The organism is Paenibacillus sp. FSL E2-0177 (assembly GCF_037992975.1).
Taxonomy (GTDB): Bacteria; Bacillota; Bacilli; order Paenibacillales; family Paenibacillaceae; genus Paenibacillus_AQ; species Paenibacillus_AQ odorifer.
Genome location: NZ_CP150307.1, coordinates 2,975,104 through 2,994,287, shown reverse-complemented (window position 1 = coordinate 2,994,287; position 19,184 = coordinate 2,975,104). Strand labels below are relative to the sequence as shown.

22 protein-coding genes and 1 riboswitch are annotated in these 19,184 nt (G+C 44.1%); of the genes, 8 read left to right on the top strand and 14 right to left on the bottom strand.

The window, feature by feature from the left end; genetic code table 11:
• Positions 1 to 105: 105 nt before the first annotated feature.
• Together MHI25_RS13345 and MHI25_RS13340 are read right to left on the bottom strand one after the other, a co-directional pair.
• Positions 106 to 645 (bottom strand): HXXEE domain-containing protein, encoded by a 540-nt coding sequence (locus tag MHI25_RS13345; protein WP_076125975.1) that lies wholly within the window; start codon positions 643 to 645, stop codon positions 106 to 108.
• Positions 646 to 712: 67 nt separating this feature from the next.
• Positions 713 to 1,675: an aminoglycoside phosphotransferase family protein gene (locus MHI25_RS13340; protein WP_076301956.1), complete on the bottom strand. Its 963-nt coding sequence runs from the start codon at positions 1,673 to 1,675 to the stop codon at positions 713 to 715.
• 180 nt (positions 1,676 to 1,855) lie between these two features.
• Here MHI25_RS13340 and fabV point away from each other — a divergent pair, with 180 nt between their 5' ends.
• Positions 1,856 to 3,046, top strand: a complete 1,191-nt coding sequence (gene fabV, locus MHI25_RS13335; protein ID WP_076301833.1) for an enoyl-ACP reductase FabV — start codon at positions 1,856 to 1,858, stop codon at positions 3,044 to 3,046.
• A gap of 19 nt (positions 3,047 to 3,065) precedes the next feature.
• On the opposite strand, the gene MHI25_RS13330 is transcribed toward fabV, so the two are convergent.
• From MHI25_RS13330 to MHI25_RS13305, 6 genes are all read right to left on the bottom strand, one after another.
• Positions 3,066 to 3,323, bottom strand: a complete 258-nt coding sequence (locus MHI25_RS13330) for a DUF2164 domain-containing protein (RefSeq protein WP_076125970.1) — start codon at positions 3,321 to 3,323, stop codon at positions 3,066 to 3,068.
• 72 nt (positions 3,324 to 3,395) lie between these two features.
• The gene (locus MHI25_RS13325; RefSeq protein WP_076301955.1) at positions 3,396 to 4,367 is read right to left on the bottom strand and encodes an aminoglycoside phosphotransferase family protein; all 972 of its coding nucleotides are present in this window, start codon (positions 4,365 to 4,367) and stop codon (positions 3,396 to 3,398) included.
• Between the two features lie 5 nt (positions 4,368 to 4,372).
• Positions 4,373 to 5,341 (bottom strand): sugar phosphate isomerase/epimerase, encoded by a 969-nt coding sequence (locus MHI25_RS13320; protein WP_076101695.1) that lies wholly within the window; start codon positions 5,339 to 5,341, stop codon positions 4,373 to 4,375.
• Between the two features lie 34 nt (positions 5,342 to 5,375).
• Complete coding sequence (locus MHI25_RS13315) at positions 5,376 to 6,446, bottom strand: Gfo/Idh/MocA family oxidoreductase (protein WP_076125969.1); 1,071 nt, start codon at positions 6,444 to 6,446, stop codon at positions 5,376 to 5,378.
• Positions 6,447 to 6,468: 22 nt separating this feature from the next.
• Entirely contained in the window at positions 6,469 to 7,566 is a 1,098-nt protein-coding gene (locus tag MHI25_RS13310; RefSeq protein ID WP_036686323.1) for a Gfo/Idh/MocA family oxidoreductase, read from the bottom strand.
• Positions 7,559 to 8,326 (bottom strand): sugar phosphate isomerase/epimerase, encoded by a 768-nt coding sequence (locus MHI25_RS13305; RefSeq protein WP_076125967.1) that lies wholly within the window; start codon positions 8,324 to 8,326, stop codon positions 7,559 to 7,561. The genes MHI25_RS13310 and MHI25_RS13305 overlap by 8 nt, the downstream gene beginning before the upstream one ends.
• Positions 8,327 to 8,603: 277 nt before the next feature.
• On the opposite strand from MHI25_RS13305, the gene MHI25_RS13300 reads away from it, so the two are divergent.
• Entirely contained in the window at positions 8,604 to 9,422 is an 819-nt protein-coding gene (locus tag MHI25_RS13300; protein WP_076125965.1) for an AraC family transcriptional regulator, read from the top strand.
• A 105-nt stretch (positions 9,423 to 9,527) separates the two neighbouring features.
• Here MHI25_RS13300 and MHI25_RS13295 read toward each other — a convergent pair whose 3' ends face one another.
• Positions 9,528 to 10,259 carry a class I SAM-dependent methyltransferase gene (locus tag MHI25_RS13295; RefSeq protein ID WP_340395518.1) on the bottom strand — a complete coding sequence of 244 codons (732 nt, stop codon included), beginning with the start codon at positions 10,257 to 10,259 and terminating at the stop codon, positions 9,528 to 9,530.
• A gap of 61 nt (positions 10,260 to 10,320) precedes the next feature.
• On the bottom strand, positions 10,321 to 10,527 hold the full coding sequence (locus tag MHI25_RS13290; RefSeq protein ID WP_076125962.1) for a hypothetical protein: 207 nt from the start codon (positions 10,525 to 10,527) through the stop codon (positions 10,321 to 10,323).
• Between the two features lie 162 nt (positions 10,528 to 10,689).
• Between MHI25_RS13290 and MHI25_RS13285 the strand changes: the two genes are divergently transcribed.
• Positions 10,690 to 11,370 (top strand): TIGR00266 family protein, encoded by a 681-nt coding sequence (locus MHI25_RS13285; RefSeq protein ID WP_076125960.1) that lies wholly within the window; start codon positions 10,690 to 10,692, stop codon positions 11,368 to 11,370.
• Positions 11,371 to 11,443: 73 nt separating this feature from the next.
• Here the strand turns inward: MHI25_RS13285 and MHI25_RS13280 are convergent, their stop codons facing one another.
• A complete protein-coding gene (locus MHI25_RS13280) occupies positions 11,444 to 11,923 on the bottom strand; it encodes a transcriptional repressor (protein ID WP_036686314.1) in 480 nt (159 codons plus the stop codon).
• Positions 11,924 to 12,241: 318 nt separating this feature from the next.
• Between MHI25_RS13280 and MHI25_RS13275 the strand changes: the two genes are divergently transcribed.
• The gene (locus MHI25_RS13275) at positions 12,242 to 12,898 is read left to right on the top strand and encodes an S-layer homology domain-containing protein (RefSeq protein WP_076125959.1); all 657 of its coding nucleotides are present in this window, start codon (positions 12,242 to 12,244) and stop codon (positions 12,896 to 12,898) included.
• Between the two features lie 95 nt (positions 12,899 to 12,993).
• Here the strand turns inward: MHI25_RS13275 and MHI25_RS13270 are convergent, their stop codons facing one another.
• From MHI25_RS13270 to MHI25_RS13260, 3 genes are read right to left on the bottom strand one after another with little or no spacing between them, the layout of a single operon-like run.
• The gene (locus MHI25_RS13270; RefSeq protein WP_076125957.1) at positions 12,994 to 13,746 is read right to left on the bottom strand and encodes an amino acid ABC transporter ATP-binding protein; all 753 of its coding nucleotides are present in this window, start codon (positions 13,744 to 13,746) and stop codon (positions 12,994 to 12,996) included.
• Positions 13,747 to 13,759: 13 nt separating this feature from the next.
• Positions 13,760 to 14,428, bottom strand: a complete 669-nt coding sequence (locus MHI25_RS13265; RefSeq protein WP_076125956.1) for an amino acid ABC transporter permease — start codon at positions 14,426 to 14,428, stop codon at positions 13,760 to 13,762.
• A gap of 53 nt (positions 14,429 to 14,481) precedes the next feature.
• Entirely contained in the window at positions 14,482 to 15,318 is an 837-nt protein-coding gene (locus MHI25_RS13260; RefSeq protein ID WP_076183478.1) for an amino acid ABC transporter substrate-binding protein, read from the bottom strand.
• 222 nt (positions 15,319 to 15,540) lie between these two features.
• Positions 15,541 to 15,644: riboswitch (TPP riboswitch) on the top strand.
• Between the two features lie 198 nt (positions 15,645 to 15,842).
• On the opposite strand from MHI25_RS13260, the gene MHI25_RS13255 reads away from it, so the two are divergent.
• The 4 genes from MHI25_RS13255 to thiM are packed head-to-tail and all read left to right on the top strand — an operon-like array spanning position 15,843 to position 19,165.
• Complete coding sequence (locus MHI25_RS13255; protein ID WP_179086241.1) at positions 15,843 to 16,538, top strand: ABC transporter ATP-binding protein; 696 nt, start codon at positions 15,843 to 15,845, stop codon at positions 16,536 to 16,538.
• On the top strand, positions 16,519 to 17,295 hold the full coding sequence (locus tag MHI25_RS13250; protein ID WP_081387718.1) for an ABC transporter permease: 777 nt from the start codon (positions 16,519 to 16,521) through the stop codon (positions 17,293 to 17,295). The genes MHI25_RS13255 and MHI25_RS13250 overlap by 20 nt, the downstream gene beginning before the upstream one ends.
• Complete coding sequence (locus MHI25_RS13245) at positions 17,292 to 18,329, top strand: ABC transporter substrate-binding protein (protein WP_076125951.1); 1,038 nt, start codon at positions 17,292 to 17,294, stop codon at positions 18,327 to 18,329. Before MHI25_RS13250 ends, MHI25_RS13245 begins: the two co-directional genes overlap by 4 nt.
• A gap of 41 nt (positions 18,330 to 18,370) precedes the next feature.
• Positions 18,371 to 19,165 carry a hydroxyethylthiazole kinase gene (gene thiM / locus MHI25_RS13240; protein ID WP_076125949.1) on the top strand — a complete coding sequence of 265 codons (795 nt, stop codon included), beginning with the start codon at positions 18,371 to 18,373 and terminating at the stop codon, positions 19,163 to 19,165.
• The last annotated feature ends 19 nt before the right edge of the window (positions 19,166 to 19,184 follow it).

The following is a 19,184-nucleotide window of genomic DNA, read 5'->3' as shown; positions in this document are numbered from 1 at the left end:
AATGATTCTCACCAAGTTGTAAGCAATAAGTATTATTTTATCTAGTTCTAAGGGTTCTAGTCAAGATTTTTCTGAAAAAGATATGGCCAGCAGCAGCCTTATGTACTAGTTCTGTTTAATGCGAGTTCTATTCTTCACTAACAACCACAATATTGGCGGAAGCAGCAAAAGAACTAACAGCAGAGACCATCCGATATCTCCAAGAGATACCAAGTTGTCATTCAATAGTCGATAATACGCATAAAGAGAATAGGGAAGAACTACTAGTACTGCTGTAACTACCCCTGGTGTATATATCTTTAAATATATCGTCTGTCCTAGATGAGTAAATACATGTAAGAAAAATACCGCAAGCACTGCCAAGTACAATAAGTAATTAGAAAAGAATACTGCAATACAAGTTACCGTCACTATAAAAATATACACGAATAATACGTCCATTGCAAAATTACGTGTAGTCATTTGTAACATCGAATGATACGTCTTGCGCATAAACGAAGGAATTGCGTCCTCTAACCTGGTTCTATACTTTGCCCCCCATGCTTCAATCGTTAATATTTCTTCAAAATCATGAAACATAAATAGGATCGGCAACAGCCACAGCAAACTTACGATATCTATATGTACACTTAGCCACTCAAACATGAGAATCCTCTCCCTTCTCCTGCTCAGCCTCCTTACCTTCTTATGTTGTAATCTTGCTGAAAATGTCCTAACCCATGAAACGTTCCCAACCTTCCAGCAGATTATCCTGTGCCCACTGGAAATGGCCTTGGCTATCGTATTTACGCGAATAACACTCAATGAAATAAATTAAATCGATATATAAGTCGTAGAGCTTTTTGCGTACACATTCATTAGGGCTATCAAAGCTGTCCCCATAACCTCTACAGAAATGCTCAGAATCCTCAATATAGCGAAAATAATATTCCATAAGGTGATCGCCCCATAACGCCCGTTCCCAATCGATTAAGGCAACAATGCTTCCCTCTCGTACAAACACATTCCCATCCCATAGATCCCAGTGAACTAAACGTGGCTCAGTGACCACATCCATCACATGTATACGGCTGTTGATCTCCGCCTCAATCTTTTCTAAAGGAATGGGCATCTTTGCCTCTAAGCGCCGAGCATCATCAAGGAGGTTGCCAATCAAATTTTGAAAGGTTTCCCGCCAAGAAGTCCCCTTTATCTTCGAGGATACATTAAATAATCCGAAATGATCCCCTTGAATCTCATTGATAATCCGGCTATAACGACCTAATTCTTCCTCAATACAACTTCTTTGCTGCGGACTAAGCTCTTCCTTAATTTCATTATAGGGCTGGCCGATTATTTTCTCCATGAAAAAAAAGTCACTAGATATTAAATTTCTGCTGTTATCATAAGCGTATACCTCAGGCACAGGTACCGTTCCTTTAGACTTCATTAGCTGCATTGCCGCAACCTCTGTAGCCATGATATCGTGCTCGTAACTTAGCGTGTCTGTCTCATCGGATGGCGATATTTTAAGGATCGTAGCTCTGCCATCTGACAATAGGAGGTCATAAGCTGCGTTGAAATAACCTCCCGTCAATTCCGTACTTTGAATGATTTTCACATGGCTTCCAAAAGCAGCACCCACCAGGATGTCCTGCTGCTCAACCGTCAATTTTGTTTTAGTCTGACTTTCCAAGACTTCACCACCATACAGAGTTAAGTAAAAATGCAAAAATCCAACCTCATAAAAGCCCGGGATTCATTGTATTTGATATAAGAAAGATAAACAATCCTTCTCCATTGGAATGAAAATTGTTAAAATTAGAAATAACACGTATCATTAGCTGCTTTTCATGAAAGAGAGGAAACTATTATTATGATCATAAAACCTAGAACACGTGGCTTTATATGTACAACCGCACATCCGCAAGGCTGCGCTCGTCAAGTCGAGCGGCAAATTGAGTATATTAAGGCACAACCCGCGATCAAAGGACCCCGGAAGGTACTTGTCATTGGCGCATCCACAGGCTACGGCCTCGCCTCACGGGTTACAGCCGCCTTTGGGGCTGGAGCCAGCACAGTAGGCGTATATCGGCCGAGCAGCAGCAATGGAGCCCGTACAGCCTCTGCTGGGTGGTACAATTCCGCCGCCTTCGAACAACTTGCGGAGTCTGCAGGCCTGCAATCCTACAGCGTTACGGGAGATGCTTACTCCAAAGAGACCAAAGAAAGAACGATTCAGCTGATCCGCAGCGAATTAGGACAAGTCGATTTGGTCATCTACAGTGTTGCTTCTGGGCGCCGTACAGACCCGGAGACAGGTGAAGTATATAACTCTGTTCTCAAACCTATTGGCGACACCTTTACCAACAAAACTGTAAATTTTCATACGGGTGAAGTCACTCAAATCTCCATCGAACCCGCGACCGATAAGGAAGCTCATGATACCGTACGGGTGATGGGCGGTGATGATTGGCAGTTATGGATAGAAGCACTCCAGCAAGCCGGAGTATTAGCTGATCACGCAACCACTATTGCTTATTCGTATATCGGATCAGAGCTTACTCAAGCCGTATATCGCCAGGGAACGATTGGACTTGCTAAAGACCATCTCGAAGCTACGGCAAGAACACTTAACGAAGCGTTATCTGTTACTCACGGTAGAGCTTATGTAGCGGTCACAAAAGGTCTTGTCACACAGTCCAGCTCGGCGATTCCTGTCGTGCCCCTCTATATTTCCGCCCTTTACAAAGTCATGAAAGAGCACGGTCTTCATGAAGGTTGTATTGAGCAAACCTATCGGTTGTTTGCTGAACATCTCTACGCAGCGAAAGGAACTCCTGTGGATGAAGAAGGGCGTATCCGTATAGATGATTGGGAATTGTCTCCGGCAGTCCAGCAAGAAGTTATAGAAATCTGGGACCAGCTTACTTCAGACAATATCTACGACCTAACGGATCTGCATAGCTATAAACAGGAATTCTTCCAGCTATTTGGATTCGAGACTGAAGGTGTAGATTACGAAGCTGATACTGATCCAGACGTAACTGTTATAAATCTGCGCTAAAATTAATCGTGTTTTTGGATTATCTTCTGCCTGAGGATAAGGGTTGTTCGAGAGCATAAATCTCCTCTTCCAGAGAAATCATCTTTTGCTCAATCATTTTTCGTGCATCTGCCAACGCTTGATTGTAAATATAAGGCGAAAGTTCTTTGAGCATAAAATCGAGAAGGTTCTCGCTGGCTAATTGCCCAATTTCACTGGACAGCTCTGTGTCAAAATATTCTTGAATACTAGCTGTAATCTGAAGCTTATGTTCTCTCGGTATTTTTAACGGCTGCATGGTAATCCTCCAATCTAATTAGATACAGGAAAATGACGTGCTTTCGCACGTCATTTTTCACACCTATAACCTTCATTCACTGCTGCCTTTAAAACGGTTCCAACCCTCAGTCAAGTTATCATGCGTCCAACGGACATAACCTTCGTCTGCATATTTGCGTGAATAACATTCGATAGCAAGAATAAGATCAAGATAAAGATCATAAAGCTTCTTCCGCTGAATCTCGTTCGGACTGTCGTAGGTTGTTCCGTACCCCTTATAGAAACTGGCAGAATTCTCAAAATGCCTAAAATAATACTCCATCAGCACATCGCCCCATAGGGCTCTCTCCCAGTCAATCAGCGATACGATGACTCCATCCTTCACAAATACATTCCCATTCCATAAATCCCAATGCACCAGTCGTGGCTCGGTTACGGCATCTAATGCAGGGAGATACTTGGAAACCTCCTGCATAATCTCTTCACTGGACGCAGGGAGCTGTGCATTCAGCCTCTTGGCATCAGCAAGTACACTTTCCATCAGGCATGAAAAGGTCTCTCTCCACGAGGCTCTTGGCTCCTCTGAATCCGTTCCAAAAATGCCAAAACGTTCTCCGCGTATCTCATTGATTATGCGATTGTAACGCCCCAGCTCAGTTTCGATAGCGTCTCTCTCCGGAAGCGAAAGACTCTCCTTTACATCACTGTAGGGCTGGCCCTCCACCTTCTCCATAAAGAAATACGGAATAGGAATAAGCAGCAGACTTTCATCATAATGGTAGACGGCAGGCACGGGCACAACACCCTTATCTGCAACCATACGGAGAGCTTCCACTTCAGTTCGCATAATGTTCTTCTCATAACTTAACGTATCTGTCTCTACAGCAGGGGCAACCTTTAGAATGACAGATTTCCCAGTGCTGAGTTCCAAATCATAGGCTGTATTAAAAAAGCCTCCCGTAAGTTCTGAACTAAGGTTAACCGCAGTTTCTGAACCGAAAACCGCTTTCACCAAAATATCCAGCTGTTCATCATTTAATTTAACTTTCGTGAAGCTCTCCATTTCGTTTAAACCCACCACATTTCTGTCAGTGGCTCCTCAATCAATACTTGTTGAAGGTTACTTACAGCTTTGGAGAAACCTTCTTCAATAGACATCAGCCCATCTTCATGCTCAATACTAACCACATAGTCATACCCAACCAAACGAAGTGCACTAATAATGTCAGCCCAAGTCTTAAGATCATGTCCAAAGCCGACAGAACGGAACTGCCAAGCACGGTCAAGCATCTTGGTATACGACTGCATATCAGTTAATCCGTGCATATTGACATTCACAGGATCAATAACGGTATCCTTCGCATGGAAGTGATGGATTGCACCTTGGCGTCCCAAAATATGAATCGCTTGCACAGGATCAATTCCTTGCCACCACATGTGACTCGGATCAAGGTTCGCACCGATCACTTCACCTGCTGCTTCTCTCAGCCGCAGCAGAGTACCTGGTGTGTGTACAGAGAATCCGCCATGCAGCTCAAGACCTACCTTTACATCATGCTGAGCGGCAAAGGCACCCCATTCTTTCCAATAAGGAATAACCTTGTTCTCCCATTGCCAGTCCAGAATTTCTTGATAATCATTGGGCCATGGAGCTACAGGCCAGTTCGGATATTTAGCACCCTCATGATCTCCAGGACATCCAGAGAAGGTATTCACAACCGGAACCCCTAGCTTCTGCGCCAATTTGACCGAGTTTACGAAATCCTCATGATCCTTTTGAGCAAGTTCTTTTTGCGGGTGCAATGGGTTACCGTGGCAGCTCAAAGCACTGATTGTAAGTCCGCGAGATTCCACGGCATGTTTGAATTCTTGTAAGGCTGTTTCATTCTCCAGCAGCATTTTAGGGTCGCAGTGGCTGTTGCCAGGATTGCCTCCCGTACCGATTTCTACCGCCTTTAGCCCTTTGGATACTACGTAATCAAGAGCATCCTCCAGCTTACGACCTCCAAACAAGACCATAAATACTCCAAGTTTCATTGTAGGCCACCTCCTCTAGGAAATAGTTTACTTATTATTTATCGTAGATATCAAAATTCTTCACCACTTGATTACTCTCAGCAGCTTCAAAAATAACTTCAATCAAATTCTGTACCCGCATAACCTCAGCGTTCTTAACGATAGGTTCTGCAGTTCCCTCAATGACAGCAGCGAAATTATCATAAAAGCTAGAGCTTAACTCCGACGGCTGAGGTAATTCCTCAGTGATCGTTGCCCCCTCCGATGGAGGTGCCATAGTTTTAGTTAGTCCTACACCTGCACGAATCGGCTTCGGTTCGATTTTTTCACCTGCGTTATTTCTGGTCACCAATCTTCCAGTTAAAGACCAGTCTTCAATAATTCCAGTGCCTTCGATACCCTTCACATACCATCTTGGCAATGTAATAAAGTTAGTCGTCCCAACCTCTACGATCGCTTTAATTCCATTCTCAAATTGCAGAATAGCTTCAAAACCATCATCGACATCGTTTCCTAAAATAAAGCTTAGACTACTGCTCACACTGGTAATTTTGCTATCAATCATGAATAATAGCTGGTCCAATAAGTGAACGCCCCAATCCAGCAGCATCCCTCCGCCTTGTGCCTTAACATGACGCCAGTCACCAGGAATTCCGTTCGCTCCGTGCACGCGGGATTCGATCTGGAATAGGGATCCAATCGTCTCCTCGTCGTACATTTTTTTGATGGTTAAAAAATCTTCATCCCAACGTCTGTTCTGATGCACCATAAACACACGTCCAGCTTGATCAGCCGCCGCCAGTATTTCTTGAAATTCAACCTTAGATAGAGCAACTGGCTTCTCACAAATGACATGTTTGCCAGCTTGTAATGCACGAATCGCAATTTCTTTGTGCACATCGTTCGGTGTGGCAATTAGAATAATTTCGACCGAAGAATCTGCCAATACTTCTTCATAACTTTGGTACGCCTTGTAGCCAGCGTCGTTGGAATTGGTACGACGTGCTTCAAGCACATCGTACGTTCCAACTACGATTAAGGTAGAGGTCTCTTTTATCAATCCTGCGTGATAACTTCCCATTCCTCCAAAACCAACAATGACTACAGAATGTCTGTTTGAACTCATGAACTTCACACCTGCTTCTCGTTTAGTTATCTGATGTTCCGTCAAAATACACAGCACGACCTGTACGGGAAGATTCGTAAATAGCCTCCAAAATTTGGGTAACGACAAGGGCTTGTTCAGGTTTAACTACTGGTTCTTTATCTTCCCGAACTGCTTCAAGCCACAAGCGAGCTTCACGATCGGATTCACTCTCTTGTCCTCCGTTAAAGAAAGCTACTCCCCCTGCGGACAAGTCAATTTTAGTCTCGTATAGACGGCCACCACGGTCACCATTTAAGCGTAACCCGTCCTTCATATCTGCACCACCCTCTGTACCTGCTAGGAGCGTCTTCGCTTCTCCAAATTCAGATACATTAAGAGCCCAGCTTGATTCCAGTACAATTGTAGCACCATTTTCCATGGTAATAAATCCAAATGCTGAATCTTCTACTTTAAATTGTTCAGGGTCCCATGGACCAAAGGCGTTTCCGCCGTTTTTACGGTTACCAAGCTTATGGAAAGTCGAGCCCATAACACTACGCGGTTTATAATTGTCCATCATCCATAATGTTAGATCAAGCGCATGCGTACCGATATCGATCAGTGGACCGCCGCCTTGCTTTTCTTCATCCAGGAATACGCCCCATGTAGGAACCGCACGACGACGAACGGCAATCGCTTTTGCATAATAGATCTCACCAAGCTCACCGTTTTCACAAACGTCTTTAAGATATTCACTATCCGCACGATAACGGTTCTGATAAGCTACAGACAATTTCATGCCAGTGCGTTTGGCAGCCTCTAACATTTCCTGTGCTTGAGCTGTAGTCTTCGCCATTGGCTTCTCACACATTACATGATTGCCAGCTTCCAATGCTGCGATTGTGATCACGGAGTGACTGTCATTCGGTGTACATACATGCACGATATCGAATCCTCCGGCTTTCAAAAGCTCTTGATAATCTGTATATACAGCCGCGCCTTCAGCACCATAGGTTTTTGCTGCTTCCTGTGCACGTTCTTCGACGATATCACAGAAGGCTACCATTTCAGCATCTGCTTGACGTGACAAACTTGGCATATGTTTTCCATTAGCAATTCCACCGCAACCGACAATAGCAATTCTCAACTTTTTAGACATGAACATTTCCCCCTTGATTAGCGTATGCTTTTACCCATTTCAAACTATCTTCTACACTTCCTAATGGTGAACGGCTGCAATAATCCTGCTCCACTACCGCCCACTCTACCTTTGCCTGTACAGCCGCATCAAGAATTGCTGTAAGGTTTACTTCTCCTTCGCCTAGAACAACCGTTTCCGGTGAACCATCCTCATGTTTCTTCAAATCTTTAAGATGGATGATTGGCAACCGGCCAGCGTATTTGTTGATATATTCTACGGCATCATAACCTGCATGATGTACCCAGCATGTATCCATTTCAACTTGCAGCAAATCAGCTGGCACCTCTTCAAACAAACCGTCAAACGCTGTACGGTCACCATATCGATCAGTTAACTCAAAGTCATGATTATGGTACAAAAGAACCGCTCCACGCGCCTTACACTTTTCTCCAATAATCTTCAGATTCGCAGCAACTTCTTCATAGTTACGTTGTTCTTCTGACAGATACGGCACAATTAGATGATGATTTCCAATCTCCAGGTTGTACGCGATCTCTGCCTCTGTATCATTCAACAACGCGTCATAGGGACGGTGTGCGCCCAGCGCTACTAGTCCAAGTTCATCAAGCAATTGTTTGACTTCTGCTGCGCTACGGCCGAAGTAATGGAAAAACTCCACACCTTTATAACCAAGGGCTGCTACTTTACGCAGTGTCCCTTCAAAATCCTGTTCCAGTTCTTCTCTGAGCGTATACAATTGCAGGCCTATCTTCAGCATTTTCGAATCACTCCAATTGGATTTAAAGTTAGCTTTCTGTAGTGACAATCACTTGAACAATAATGCTGTAACAGAATTGACTAATCTGATTCACATCAGTTTCCTTAAACTGTCATTCTTGTAAGCACAGCTAATACCGACTGTTTCTAGCGTTGATGGTCGATTTCTTTCTTTATTGCTTAGCTACATAGTAATATGAAAGCGTATATATTAAAATGAATAATATGATTAAAACATGAACAATCTGCTTATCATTTCAATACACCCAGGAGGACCTATGACTCATTCTGCTACCTGTCACGTATTATCAGCCGGATTTTCTTTTCATCGCAAGCCTTTTCATATGTCTCAAAGTCAAGGGAACCAGAACTTTCTTATACGTCTGCAAACGGAAGGAAGAAGCCGTGCATTGATCGATGGTGTGATGTCACCTGTGGAAAGCGGAGATATTATGTTATTCGCTCCAAATGATCCTTACTATTTGATCATAGATAAAGAAGAGTACCCTGTGGGCAAGCCACGAATTGAAAGCGGAGATTATCATATCTTTTGCGGAGGAACATGGATTGATGAATGGTGGCAACGTTCACAAAGACCCACTCGCCTAAGTGTGCCGCTTAGTGAGAGTTTTCTTGGCTTGTTTCGCCAATTGATTCTGGAGCACCGTCGACTTTCCGACTTCTCTCCAGAAATATCTGCCTGCTATCTGCAAATTCTATGTATGGAAATCGATCGGCTAATTACAGATCAGCCAGCAATTACTCCAAAAGGTTATCTGGCATACCGAATGAAGCAATATGTTGAGGAGCACGCAACCCTACCCTTTCTATTGGAGGATGTAGCAGGTTTTGTGGGTATATCCGTCTCGCGGGCCGTTCATTTATTTAAGGAAGCCTTTGGGACCAGTATTATTAAATATGTAAACGATGTCCGACTGGAAATGGCCAGAGAACGGATAACCTTCAGTCCCATGCCGCTGGAGCAAGTAGCAGAAACTTGTGGTTTTGCGAACTATACCTATTTTCACCGGGTCTTCCGAAGTCGTTTCGGGATGTCACCAAGAGAATATCGTGTGCATAGCAGAGAACAGGTGTAAATGAAGAAACCCCGTTTCATTGCAAAAGGGTTGTCCCTTAGTAGAAAAAGCTACTTCTAGGACAACCCCTGCTTCTATATTCGAACATAACTCGTGAGCATGAGATTATTCTTTCACAGCCGAAATGATCAGGAACATCGGTCTACGCTCCTCATCCTTCATCCATGGATCATTACTCATTTCTTCTGAAGGCTTTGGTTCTTTAACCACTTTAATAGTAAAGCCAGCTTCAATCAGGTCATTAAAGTAGGTGGAAATCGTGCGATGGTATTTAATCACATTTTCTGTTAAGAATTTCGTTTCACGAAGTCCTTCTGATTGATAATGATCTACGGGCCAATGCAGGCGGTTTCCTTGCTCATCGGCATACCAGTCTTGCTCTTCACGTGAAGTAAAGATTGGATGATCCACTGAAAAAATAAAACTCCCGCCAGGCTTAAGAAACGAATGCACCTTTCGGCAGATGGCTGCAAAAGATTCAATATAGTGGAAAGCCAATGAACTGAGAACCACATCAAATTGCTCGCTCGCAAAATCAATGTCCTCAATCGGCAGCTGGATATAAGTTATAGCAGGATCGTTCGTTTTTTCACGCGCCTGTTGCAGCATTTTTTCAGAGATATCCACACCTATAACTGAACTCGCCTGCTGCTCACGGGCGTATAGGCAATGCCAGCCAAAGCCGCAGCCCAGATCAAGCACACTTTTATTATGTAAGTCTGGAAGAAGCGCCTTTAATACATGCCATTCTCCTGCTGCTGCAAGCCCTCCAATAGAACGGGGCATTTGCTGGTAGGCGGAGAAGAAATTCGAATCGTCATATTTATTTTGTTTCATCAGGGATACATCTCCTATATATTATTTCTTCAATTACTATACGCTGAGCGATGTTCTCTTATCAAATAGCCAATAAAAAAGGAGCATCATCTTGGAAGATCTGCCCCTTATATCTATTCTTATTCAATTGTTCCTGCTTGCTTGGTGTTAATCGTACATGCTGTGAAATGGCTCCATAATCACTATTCAATCTACGACTCTGTGCTGCGCACCAGGCTCCGGAGCGCTCTGCCTTACGCAAGGCTTTTTGTGTCTTGGTTCGTGCCATGTGACACCACTCTCCTATTCATGGGTGAATGATTATAGATCTTACATCTATAAGACAACTTCATTTTAACATATTCCAGACTATGAGCGAAGCAAGAATTCCGTTACACTTAGAGCAAAGCTAGTATTCTATCTTATCTAAATAGATGCGGAGGTTTAAAGGATGAATTACCAGGTTTTGTATGAAGGTGCTTTTGCTATGTTAAAGGTCCAATTAAATCCCGGTGAAAGCGTAAAGGCTGAAATGGGCGCAATGGTCGCGATGTCACCTAACGTAGAATTAAAAGGAACCGTGGATGGTGGTTTAATGCGCGGTCTCGGGAGAATGCTGAGCGGTGAGAAATTCTTCTTTCAAGAACTTAAAGCGACCCGTGGTCAAAGTGAGGTATTGCTGTCGCCTGGATCACTCGGCGATATTCAGGCGATAGAATTAGACGGATCGTATAAACTGTTAGTTCAAAAAGACGGATTTCTCGCCGGAACTGAAGGCATTCAAGTAAATACTAAAATGCAGAATTTAACCAGAGGGCTCTTCTCCGGTGAAGGCTTCTTCATTGTAGAAATCAGTGGCAGAGGAACGGTGTTCCTGTCTTCCTTCGGTGCTATCCATGCAATAAATTTAGGACCTGGTGAAGAAATGATTATCGATAACGGACACCTCGTAGCATGGCCAGACTATATGGACTACAAGGTGGAAAAGGCAGCCTCTGGCTGGCTTAACAGCATAACTAGTGGTGAAGCACTTGTCTGCCGCTTCCGTGGAGAAGGTGTAATTCTCGTTCAGAGCCGTAACCCTGGCAGTTTCGGAACGTGGATCAAATCCTTTGTACCTACTCGAAGCTAGACTTCCTAGAACGCAGTAATCAAAAAAGACACAGGCTTAGAGAAAGCCTGTGTCTTTAGGTTAGAAAGCAATCTTACGAGACTGCTTTATCTGCTTCTGCTTTTGCTTTTTTGCAGCCAGTACGTTTACATGTTCCATAAGTACCCTTGAAGTCAAGGCGGTGATCCGTGACGTTAAAGCCATATTCACGTTCCACTCTTCTCTCCAGCTCCACAAGCCAGTCGTCCTTAATTTCCTCCAACCGACCGCATACGCTGCATATCAAATGATGATGCATATGCGAATGATCGTTCCCGCGCAAATCGTAACGGGCAACTCCGTCTCCGAAGTTCATCTTCTCTACAATGTGTAGCTCACATAAAAGCTCAAGTGTACGGTATACCGTTGCCAGGCCCAGATGTGGATAGCTGTTCTTAACAAGCATATATACTTCTTCTACGCTTAAATGATCCTTCTCATTGTCGAGCAGAACGTTCACTATAGCTTCACGCTGAGGCGTTAATTTATATTTTTGCGCCGCAAACAATTGACTGATATTTGATATTTGATCCATTTGGTCTCCTACCTTCCCGGAACGATTTAACATCCGTACCCTCTGAGACGCTCCTATTTATGCAGTTAAGACAAACCATAAATAGTAATCGTTACGATATAATCATAACAAAATTAACCACGAATGAAAAGAGCCTGACATCATTATATCATTTCATGCCACTTATCCAAAGTACTACACCCCAATCTGGCCCATATTTCTATTAAAATCTACTTTTTCGTGAAATAATACAGATTAGACCGCAACCTTTCCATAATTTACAACGTTAAAGGAGTGACAAAGGCTAAGGAGCCTATCCATACAACGAGGTGAAAAGACATGAACATGAAAAAGAGCACACTAGCAGCGATCACAACCGTAGCCATTTTCTCCTTTTCTTTGGGTGGTCAGATGTTTGCAGCTGGGAACACCTTTAAGGATATTGATAACATAAACGGCAAAGAAAAAATCATTTCTTTAAAAAATCAAGGGTTAATTAAAGGTGTCAGCGAATCTCAATTTCTCCCTGGCTCTAAGGTAACTACAGCCCAAGGGATTCAGTTTATCTCCGGCGGTCTCCAGCTCAGCCTCGCAGCCATTGACTTTAACAAAGCTCCTGTTGCCAGCGGCTTGTTCACAAAAGTAAAAGACAAAGCCTGGTACGCTGAAGCCTTTATCAATGCTTATTACAATCAAGTTAAGCTTCCAAAAGACATTGATCCTAGCCTAATTATGACCAAAGAGCAATTCACTAACTATCTAGTGCAAGCGATCGAAGGCGTTGGTAATCTGCCGATGATCAATATCGTTCCAGTAGATATCGCCGATGAAGCGTCACTGACCCCTGCATATCAAGGCAGTATTCAGCGCTCCCTGAAATACAAGATCAATACTCTAGACGCTAACGGAAAGTTTAATCCAAAAAGCGAACTCACCCGTGCCGAAGCAGCGATTATGCTCTACAACGCTTTGGAGTTCCTGAAAACTGGAGGATAAGCCAAATTTCAGTTACTCTTCTCATTTGAATAATCTACACAAGAAAAAGCAGCTCCGGATGATTCCCGAGCTGCTTTTTCTTGTATATTGTCTTTCTACTCTTCTTCACCATTCAGTCTATTCAGAAATTGCAGAGCCCGGGGATTCTTCGGATGCTCCAGCACTTCTTGCGGAGTTCCATGCTCTAAGATATGACCGCCATCCATCAAAATGATCCGGTCCGCTACATCGGCGGCAAATTTCATCTCGTGGGTCACAATCACCATAGTCATACCTTCTGCTGCTAATTGTTTGATAACCTTGAGCACTTCCCCTACCAGCTCGGGATCGAGCGCCGAAGTGGGCTCATCAAACAGTAACACTTCTGGATCTACTGCCATAGCCCGGGCGATGGCCACTCTCTGCTGTTGTCCACCTGACAGCTGATGTGGATAGTTATCAGCTTTATCAGCCAAACCCACCTTAGTCAGCAGCTGAAGCCCCCGCTTACGCGCTTCTTCCTTGGATCGCTTCAGGACAGTTACCTGTCCCTCCATCACATTGCCAAGCGCAGTCATATGCGGGAATAAATTATACGATTGAAAGACCATCCCTGTTTTCTGCCGAAGGGCCAATACGGAATTCTGAGGAATTTTCTTATGATCTGTAAAATTGATGGTGATATCCCCGAGTGACAGGCTGCCTTGATCCGGGATTTCCAACAGATTAAAACAGCGCAGCAGTGTGGTCTTTCCGGAGCCGGATGGCCCAATAATGACAAGTACCTTTCCATGCTCCATTTTCAGATCAATACCCTTTAACACTTGGAGTGCGCCGAAGGATTTATGCAAATTAATGATTTCAATCACAAGTATCTCTCCTTTAGGTCGCAGAGTAACGATCGAGTCGTTTCTCCAAGTAATTTTGCAGCACCGACAGCACAGAACAGAACACTAAATAAAACAATCCTGCTTCGGAGTATACCAACAGAGGCTCATAAGTGGTAGAGGCTACCTGCTGAGCAGTTCTAAACATCTCCGTATAGGTGATGATCGCTGCAAGCGATGTATCTTTGACCAAGCTAATAAAAGAATTGGATAACGGCGGTACAGAAACGCGTGCAGCTTGTGGCAGAATTACGCGGCGCAGAGCCTGCCCACGAGTCATCCCGACTGAGAAGGCAGCTTCCCACTGGCCTTTATGTATCGACAGGATAGCAGCGCGTACGATTTCCGATGAATAAGCCCCTACGCTAAGGGTAAATCCAATGGTGGCGGCAATGAAAGGGTCGAGTACAATACCAACAGCCGGCAAACCATAAAATATAATAAATAGCTGCACTAACAACGGGGTTCCCCGAATGACCCATACATAAAAACGGGCGATTAGCTTCGGAATTACCCACGGTGAAAGACGTGCCAACGCGGTTAGGATCGCCAAAATCAATCCAAGCACAAAGGAAAGTAGCGCCAACGGAATGGTAAAAGCCACCCCGGCTTTAAGCAGGGGTAGCAGTGTATCTAAGAAAATTTGTATTTTGCGGTCATCCATTATTCAGACATCCTTTTTAGCTTCTAGGCTTAATTAGCCTTGCTAGCCTTGTATTATTTTGAAACGTCAGCTCCAAAGTATTTCTCGGAAATTTTCAAGTACGTTCCATCACTTTTCATCTCTTTAATCGCATCACTGACCGCATTCACCAGCTCATCATTGCCTTTCAGGAATACCGCAGCACTTTGTGAGCCTTCAGGAATCTCATCAACCACTTTAATTTTTGCATCTGGTTTTTGTTTTTTCAGATCCAGATAAGACAAGCCATCATTCACAGTTGCATCAATACGTCCCGAAGTCAGCAGATCCATCGCTTGATTGAAACCGTCCGTAGCTACGATTTCAGCACCGTTCTCACGAGCGATGTCGGATAAGTTACTGGTCAGGGATTGTCCGGCTTTTTTACCCTTTAGATCAGCAAAGGTCTTAATATCCTCATTGTTTTCGCTCACGATCAATACTGCCTTGGATACAATATAGGGTTCAGAGAAATCATATTTCACTTTGCGATCTTCGTTAATGGAAACTTCATTAAAAATGACATCAAACCGTTTCGCATCCATCCCAGCAAAAATACCATCCCACTGAGTTTCAAAAAATTCTGCTTCAACACCTAAACGTTTGGCTACTTCTTCGGCAATTTCCACGTCAAAACCCGTCAATTTCCCCGCAGTGTCATGATAAGTAAAAGGTGCATAAGTCCCTTCTGTACCTATCCGCAATTTGCCGCTGGCCTTCACAGCCTCCAAACTGTTTTGCGCTGAAGATGCTGCTCCACCATTCGTTCCAGCTGTTGGTTCAGCAGCCGTATTGGTATTCGAATTATTGCCGCAAGCCGCTACAAGGACCACGGTTAACGCCAATATAATAGTTAAACTCCATTTTTTCATTATTAAATCCCCTCTCTCTATCCGGTTTTTTTCCGGTAAATTGAATAGTACACTGCCATCACATGATCGTCAATACTTTTTTCCGATTATGTACATCGGAATTGTAATATTAACTAGATTTCTACTTATATCTTACCCAATCTTGGATTAATCCTTCACTTCTTTCTCTCTTTACTTCTCAGAAAGATATGGTATATTTATAAACAAATTAATATGGACCTGTTATTTCACTAGGGGAGTCGGCCGACTGAGACGGAGCTTTAAGCTCCGGACCCTTGGAACCTGATCTGGATCATACCAGCGGAGGGAAGTGGAGCAGAATTTTCATCAAGCATGTTAAGTGTTATTATGCAGAATGAACTTTTTGACCCATTCATTTCCTCTGGAAATGGATGGGTCTTTATTTGTTTAGGCGCTCCACAAAAATATTAGGAGGTTAGATCATCACGACCATTTTATCTATTCAAGGCCTAACCTACTCTTTTCCGGAAACTGAACAACCCCCTGTATTCGCAAAACTATCCATGGATATCAGGCAAGGGGAATTCGTCTCCGTAGTAGGTGCTAGCGGATGCGGGAAAAGCACATTTTTCAAAACGGTTGCCGGTTTACTCGAACCTACTCATGGAAAAATAAAACTCCCTACGCTCCCCTCAACCGCTAGTCGTTTAGGTCAGATCGCTTATATGCCTCAGCAGGATTTATTGCTGCCTTGGAGAACAGTGCTCGACAACTGCCTTTTGCCCTGGGAGATCATGCCCAGATTTAGTAAACAGGAAACAATCACTCAGATTCGGGAAATGTTGGCCCGCTTCGGCTTAACAGATGTAGAGAAGGCTTATCCCCATGAACTTTCGGGAGGAATGAAACAGCGAGTCGCATTTCTGCGCACCTTAGTGGCTGGAGGCGGAAGTGGCCTTATGCTGCTGGATGAGCCCTTTGGCGCTCTCGATGCCATGACCAAACGTGAGATACACCGTTGGCTGTTGGAGTTATGGGGTGAACTGAATCAGACGATTATGCTCATCACTCATGATCTGGAAGAAGCACTATTGCTCAGTGACCGGATTTATTTATTATCTGGCGGTGCGCACAGCGAATTACAGGAGATCATTGTCGATCTACCAAAACCAAGACATTATAAGATGAACTATGAACCCCGGTTTATAGCACTACGGGCAGAGTTGGAGCGAAGATTGCATGCAACCTATACCTTTTAAAAAACATCTAGACAACTATGGTCCCTTCCTTCTTCTGGTACTGCTCATTCTTGTAATCTGGGAGTCAGCTGTTCGCCTTCACTTGATTCCAGCCTTTATTCTCCCTGCACCTTCATCTATTGGCATCGCATTGATCGAGCACAGGCAATTATTATTTGGACAGCATTTATTAGCGACCTTGCAGGAGATACTGATAGGTTTTGTCCTTTCTGTGATTTTTGGTGTATTGCTGGGTATTGGAATGTTCCTGTTTCGCCCCGTAGAAAAGGCCATCTATCCCTTCCTTATCATTAGCCAGACGGTCCCATTAATTGCGCTATCGCCCATTTTTATTATGTGGTTCGGATATTCGCTGTGGAGCAAAGTGGCTGTGGTGTTTTTGACGGCTTTTTTTCCAGTTGTAGTGAGTACATATGATGGACTTCGTACAAGTGGCCAGACTTACAAGGACTTATTATTAACATTTGGTGCAAACCGCTGGCAGCTGCTTGTCAAAACCCAAATTCCACTGGCGCTGCCTGCTTTTTTCTCTGGCTTAAAGCTGTCCATTGTATACTGCGTCATCGGAGCTACTATCGGGGAATGGCTCGGCGGCAGTAAAGGACTCGGTTACTTCAGCCGCAGAATGGCCGGAAATATGCAGAGCGATGAAATGTTCGCGGCTGTATTTCTGCTGTCTGCGCTTGGTGTTGTGCTTTTTCTGGCGATAGCTTTACTCGAACAATTATTTTTAAAGAAAAGAGGATCTAACCAATGAATCATTTAAAATCACCACAACGAGGACTTATTTCTGTATTTCTAGTATGCACACTTTTGCTCTTAAGCAGCTGCGGGAAGGCAGACAAGCTAAATAACAACTCCCAAACCGGTTCCTCCAATTCCGAAAATAAACAGTCACACAAGCTGACGATTATGCTTGATTGGTATCCCAATGCCGTTCATTCCTTTCTATACGCTGCGCAACAGCAAGGTTTTTTCCAAGAGGAAGGTTTGGATGTCGAGATCAAAATGCCTGCGGACAGCAATGACGCCCTAAAGCTTGTAGCAGCGAATCAAATTGATCTAGCGCTCAGCTATCAGCCTCAGGTGCTTATGGCACGCGGCGAGAAAATCCCTGTACGTTCGATTGCAGCAATCGTGCGGCATCCACTGAATCATCTGATGGTTCCTCAAGCAGGCAGTATTCATAGTCCCAAAGAGCTCGTGGGAAAACAAATCGGCTATTCCTCCATTCCGCTCTATGAAGCGATGATTCGGACAATGATCCAGAGTGATGGAGGCGATCCTTCATCCGCCAAGCTGATTGATGTAGGTTTTGACCTTATCCCTGCGATCTCTACAGGACAAGTGGACGCAATAATGGGCGGGTTCATCAACCATGAACAACTGATCCTTGAAAAAGAGGGACATCCGGTCACCTCGCTTAATCCAACGGATTACGGAGTACCTGACTATTATGAGCTTGTGCTGGTGGCCAGCGAACAAGGATTGCAAAATTCTGAAGCCTACTTTAAAAAATTTCTAAATGCCATAACAAAAGGACAGGAATTTGTGGAGCAGAATCCTGAACAAGCCCTGGATTTACTGATTGCACATGAAGATGCAACTTCACCGCTCGACAAGGAGATTGAGAAAAAAAGTCTTGAAATTCTACTGCCGCTGATGAATGCAGGCGATCAAACTTTTGGTTATCAAGACCCGACATCTTGGGAAAAGGTTCAGCAGTGGTTATCCACCAACGATCTTCTACCAGAAGATATTAAAGCACAAGAAGCTTTTATCAATCTGTAACGTTTAGTTGGTTATTCATACAAGCTTGAGGAGGAATTATGATGAGTTACTTAGCCAAAGTACGGGAATCCAACCCCTTGATCCACAACATCACTAATATTGTAGTAGCCAATTTCTCAGCCAACGGTCTGTTGGCGCTGGGTGCCTCTCCCTTTATGGCGGATGCCCACGAAGAAGTGATCGACATCGCCGCTATGTCGTCTGCTGTAGTTCTAAATATAGGCACGCTCAATGACTACGCCATTCAATCTATGTTGCTCGCTGGTAAATCCGCTAATAAACACGGGGTTCCCCTAGTGCTTGACCCGGTAGGTGCAGGCGCAACTTCTTATCGGACCGCTGTCACTCAAAAACTAGTGAATGAGATGCAAATCACCGCACTGCGGGGGAATGTGGCTGAAGTCGCTAATGTGATTGGGGAGAGTTGGTCCATTAAAGGAGTGGATGCTGGCGAAGGTGAAGGCGATGTAGTCCTTTTGGCTGAAGCTGCTGCGAGGAAGTTAAGCTGTGTGGTCATCATAACTGGAAAAGACGATGTGATCACGAATGGAAAAAACACTTATATTGCCAGCAACGGTCACCCTATTCTCACGAAGGTTACAGGAACTGGCTGCTTGCTCAGTGCTGTTGTGGGTGCATTTCTCGCGGTAAGTGGTGGTGCCTCGTTGGAGGCCGCAGTGGAAGCCCTCTCCTTCTATGGAGTAGCCGCTGAAATCGCCGCTGAACTAACAACTGGTCGAGGACCGGGAAGCTTTCAGGTTGAGTTTCTAAATCAACTGACATGGGTCACGCCAGAAGTCTTCTTAGAAAGATCTAGCATCAAACAGCTCAGTTAATGACCCTCAAAGGAGTGAA